The sequence below is a fragment of the Frateuria sp. genome, assembly GCF_013362045.1.
In the GTDB taxonomy this organism is placed as follows: Bacteria; Pseudomonadota; Gammaproteobacteria; order Xanthomonadales; family Rhodanobacteraceae; genus Frateuria_A.
The window spans coordinates 1-5,162 of sequence record NZ_JABFWW010000175.1; the positions used below are offsets into that span (position 1 = coordinate 1).

2 protein-coding genes are annotated in these 5,162 nt (G+C 73.5%); both read right to left on the reverse strand.

The genetic code is table 11. The features are described 5' to 3' along the window. The coding region (recD, locus tag HOQ08_RS08200) for an exodeoxyribonuclease V subunit alpha (RefSeq protein ID WP_291193160.1) at window positions 1-1,847 on the reverse strand (1,847 nt) is incomplete at its 3' end. An 85-nt stretch (window positions 1,848-1,932) separates the two neighbouring features. After that, window positions 1,933-5,162: UvrD-helicase domain-containing protein (locus HOQ08_RS08205; protein WP_291193162.1), on the reverse strand; the 3,230-nt coding region annotated here is incomplete at its 5' end.

Below are 5,162 nucleotides of genomic sequence, written 5' to 3' on the forward strand. Positions count from 1 at the left end.
CTGCACCCGGCACCGCAACGCGACAGCAGCGAGAGCGGGCGGGGCGCGTCGTCCGCCGGTTCGCCGGCGAGCCGGTCGGCGAGTCCACCGGCACGACGGACCGGCCGCGCCAACGCCGCGAGCAGCGTCGCCTCGCCGGCCCACAGCTCGACCACCCGGCGGGCACGCGACACGCCGGTGTAGAGCAGCTGGCGCGACAGGATGCGATGGGCGGGATCAGGCGGCAGCAGCACCGCCACGCGCGCGTACTCGGAGCCCTGCGACTTGTGGATGGTGATGGCGAACGCGCCCTCGTGCGCCGGCAGCGCGCCCGGGCTGAAGCTGCGCGCGCTGGCCGCACCGTCGCTGCCCGCGCTTTCGAACCAGACGCGCAGGCGGCCGTCCGCGTCGGCCAGGCACAGGCCGACGTCGCCGTTGAACAGCCGGCTGGCGTAGTCGTTGCGCGTGACCAGCACCGCGCGGCCGGGATACCACACGCGGTCGGCCGCCACGTTCCAGCGGCGCTTGAGCCGCTGCTCGATCAGCGCGTTGGCGGCCAGCGCACCGAACTCGCCTTCGCGCAGCGCGCACAGCAACTGGCGACCGCCCAGCGCGTGCAGCGCGGCAAGCGCCGCGGACACCTGCGCGGGATCGGCAGCGTCGCCTTGTGCAAGCGGCAGCGTCGGGTGGAGCGGCAACGCCGCGAGCTCGTCGGCCCACGCCTCGATCGCATGGCGCAAGGCCGCACCGCCGGCCATCGGCTGCTGCAGAACCTGCGTGCCGAAAGTCGCCTGGAGCGCCGCCACGTCGCCCGCGCGCACGGCACGGTTGAGCGATACCAGCGGCCGCTCGGCGCGGAAGCTGTGTTCCAGCCGCACCAGCGCAGGCGAGCACTCGGCCTCCAGCACGGCGACCAGGTCCATCAGCACCGAGCCTGCCGCGACCGAGGTGAGCTGGTCGCCATCGCCGACCAGGACCAGGGTGGCCTCTGGCCGCACCGCTTCGAGCAGCGCGCGCAGCAGGCCCAGGTCCACCATCGAGGCCTCGTCGACCACCACCACGTCGGCCGCCAACGGATGCTCGCGGTCGCGGGTGAAGCGGTTGCTGCGCGGGCTGTAGCCGAGCAGGCGGTGCAGGGTCAGCGCCTCGGTGTCGGGAATGCGCCCGAGCAGCGGCTGCCAGTCCGCCGGCAGCGGCGCGTGCGGATGGTCGAGCAGCCCCTGCTTGCCGGCGCGCAGCGACTGCAGCAGGCGCTGTGCCGCCTTGCCGGTCGGCGCGGCCATCGCGATGCGCAGCGGCTGCGCGGCCTGGCGCTGGAGCATCAGCAGCATGCGCAGCACGGTGCTGGTCTTGCCGGTGCCCGGCCCGCCGGTGAGCACGAACAGCCGGCGCCCGGCGACGCCGCGCACGGCCTCACGCTGGCGCTGCACCGCCTCGTCGCGCTCGCCGTGGAACAGCACGTCCAGCGCCGCGTCGGACACCGCACCCGGTGGGCCCGCGCGCAGGCGCTGGTGGACCAGCGCGACGACCGCCAGCTCGTCGGCATAGTTGCGCCGCAGGTACAGGCGACCGGCGGCATCGAGCACGAACGGGGTGGCTCCGGCGCCCTCGCCGACCAGCGTCTCCCCGCGCAACGCATCGAGCTCCGTGCGATCGAGCGGCTCCAGGCCGTGGCGGCCTGCTTCGTCGCCCAGCAACGGCAACGCGGTATCGCCGGCACCGTCGGCGAACGACGCCCACGCGGCCAACGTCGCCAGCCGCGGCGAGCCGCCGTGCGCGCGCACCCAGCGCCACAGCGTGCGGTCCAGTGCGCGCCAGGGCGTCTCGGCCGGCTCGTCGGTAAGCATGCGGAAATCGAACAGGTTCATCGCAAGCTCCCGGCCGACCGCATCTCCCTCTTCTCCGGGGAGAGAGGGAGCAACCTCGGCCTGCTTCCCGGAAAAGTCGCGGGCGTCACGCCGGCTCCCCCACCCGCGCGCCGAGCACCTGGCCGACGTCGTCCAGCAGCGCATCGTCGAAACGCTGCCGCCACACGCCGGCACCCGGCGCCAGGCCGACCGCGCGCACGAACAGGTAGATCGCCTCGCCCAGCTGCGCCTCGCGGCGATAGCCGGGCAGGCGCTGGCGCAGCAGACGGTCCAGCGCCACGGCGTAAAGCAGCGCCTGGAAACGGTAGTGGTGCGCGTCCATCGCGGCCGGCAGTCGTTCGGGCGCATAGGCGTCCAGACGCTCGCCCAGCCAGTTGCTCTTGTAGTCGAGCACGTGGAAGCGTCCGGCATGCTCGAACACCAGGTCGATCTTGCCGGTCATCAGCCCGCGCAGGACGCTGGTCGGCGCATGCGGCACCAGCGTCGGTTCGCCATGCCGCGCGCATGCATCGCGCAACGCGTCAAGCGAGACGGCGTCGAGCACATAGTGGAACGCCATCTCCGCGCGCAGCGCCGAGGCCGGCAGCGCGCCCAGCACGAGGCCCGGCGCCAGCGGCGCATCGAGCGTGGCCTGCACCCGCGCGGCCAGCCGGCGCACCAGCACCTCGGCCGGTTCGTCGCCGCGGCGCACGCCCGCCTCGTGCAGGCAGCGGGCGACCAGCGCGTGCTGCTGGGTCACCGGCACGCCGACCTCGCGATGCTCGAACACCGCGTGCATCGCGTTGCCGAACTCGGCGCCGCGCCAACCGGCGAGCGCGAGCAACGCCGGCTCGCCCGCCACGGCTGCAGGCAGCATGTCGACGACGGCCTCGTCGGGCACATCGGACGCCTCGCCAGTGGCCGCTTCGTCGCTGGCCGCCTGTTCCTCCATCGCACCGGCGTGCTCGACCCGGGCCAGCGTCGAGAAGCTGTGCAGTTGCTGCATCGGGCGCGATGAAGGCGGCACGAGCGCCTGTCGCACCTGCCTCGCCGCCGGCGCGGCGACGGGGGCGGCCGGATAGGGCCACGACCAGCCGTCCGGCAGCCAGGCCAGATGCCGCGCGTTCGCCACGCCTGCGGCAAGCAGCCGCTCGGCGGTGGCATCGAGCGCCGAACGCGAAGGATCGGCCGGCGGGCGCTTCACGTTGCCGTTGGCCGGCCGCTGCGGATCGAGCACGTAGACGTGGCAGGCGAGTTCGGCGCGGGTCAGCGCCACGTAGAGCACGCGGAAGCGTTCGTCCTGGTCTTCGATGGCGACCTCGTCGCCGGCGGCCGTGTGGGCAGGCCCGCCCAGCGCCAGCTCGCGCCCACCGCTGGCCGGGTCGTAGCGCAACGGCAGTTTTTCCTCGCGGCCTTCCTGCGCCCACATCAGCGGCAGCAGCACCAGCGGGAATTCCAGGCCCTTGCTGGCGTGCAGCGTCATCAGGCGCACCCGGCGCGCGTCGGACTCGATGCGCAGCTGCTGCTCCTCCGCCGCATCGTCACGGGCCGTGTCCTCGCCGCCGCGTTGCTGGGCGAGCCATGCCAGCAGCTGCTCGGTGCCCGGGTGTTCGTCCTCGGCCTGCTGCAACAGTTCGCCGAGGTGGCGCAGGTCGGTGAGCGCGCGTTCGCCGTCGGGCGTGGCCAGCAGCGCCGGTGCGGCGTCGTGAAGCAGCGACTGCACCACCGCCAGCACGCCTTCCTGGCGCCACTGCCGGTGCCACTGGGCGAAGCGCTGCTCGTGGCGCAGCCAGTCGTCGGGCGATCCGCGCAGCGCTGCCAGCTCGGCCAGGCCGACGCCGAGCAGGCGCGTGGCCAGCGCGGCGCGCAGCGCGCCCTCGTCGCCCGGCTGGCCGATCGCGTAGAGCACGACCTGCAGCTCGCGCGCCAGCGGCGTGGCGAACACGCTGCTGCGGCCGGCGCCGACGCACGGCACCTGGCGCTCGCGCAGGCGGTCGCGCAGGCTGGCGACGTGGTCGTTGGTCGGCAGCAGCACGGCGATGTCGCCCGGGCGCAGCGGCTTGTCGCCGATCTGCCAGTCGCCCGCGAGCAGCTGCGCGACATGGTTGGCGCAGGCATCCAGCGCGAAGGCGATGCGCGCGTCCTTGTTGGCCGGCACCTCGGCGCACAGGTGCAGCGCGAGCGGCCGGGCCGCCGGTTCGCCACGATGGAGCAACGGCCGCGCGGCGCGTCCGGCACTCACCGGCTCGTAGGTGATCGCGCCTGTGGGCTGTTGCGAGAGCGCTGGCCCGGCCAGCGCGTACAGCTCGTTGAAGCCTTGCACCAGCGCTTCGGAGGAACGGAAGTTGCGGTCCAGATGCAGCACCGCATCGGCGCTCGCGGCGGCGCCGAGGTAGGCGTGGATATCGCCGCCGCGGAAGCGGTAGATCGCCTGCTTGGGGTCGCCGATCATCACCAGCCGCCCGCGCGAGGCGCCCTCGTCGTCACGGTAGATGCGGTCGAGGATGGCGTACTGCTGCTGGTCGGTGTCCTGGAATTCGTCCACCAGCGCGACCGGCCATTCGCGGAACAACCGGTCGGCCAGTACGCCGCCGCGGGTGGCCAGCGCGCGGTGCACCTGGGCGATCAGCTCGTCGAAGGTGAGCTGGCCGCGTTCGCGCAGGCGCTCCTCGCGGCGTGCGAGCAAGCTGTCGCGATAACGCGCGAGCGTGGCGCTGCGGGCCGGCAGGTCCGGGTCGGCAAGCACGCGCGCCGCCTGCCGGGCGAACGCAAGCAGCTCGCTCGACGCGGCGGCTTCGACAAACGGCGGCTTGAGCTGGCTCTCCAGCGGCTTGTCCAGGTCCTCGGCGACCTTCTTCGGCAATGCGCTGGTGCGCTCGCCCGCTTCGAGGTAGTCGGCGAGCTGCCTGAGCGCCTTGGGCAGCACGCTGGCCTTGCTCTTGAACTGCGTCTCGGCACCGAGCCAGTCGCGGATCGCCTGCGCGTGTGCCGGCTGCATCAGCGCAGTGACGTCCTCGTCGGCTTCCACCCGCACGCGCACGCCGGGCCTCATCACCGCACGCAGGGCACGGCGCAGCTTGTCCAGGCCCTGCCGCCACCAGGCCAGGTCGCCAGGTGCGAGTTCGCCGGCGGACTGGACGAGCTGCCGCCAGAGGTCGTCGATCAGCTCGTCGTCGAGCGCGCGGCCGGGCACCAGCTCACCGAGGCGAAAGGCACTGCCGCACTCGAACGGGAAGTCGGTGAGGATGCGCCGGCACAGCCCGTGCAGCGTGCCGACCGGCGCCAGGTCCAGCTCGGCCTGCGCCAGGCGCAAGCGCAGCGCGTCGGCGGCGATGC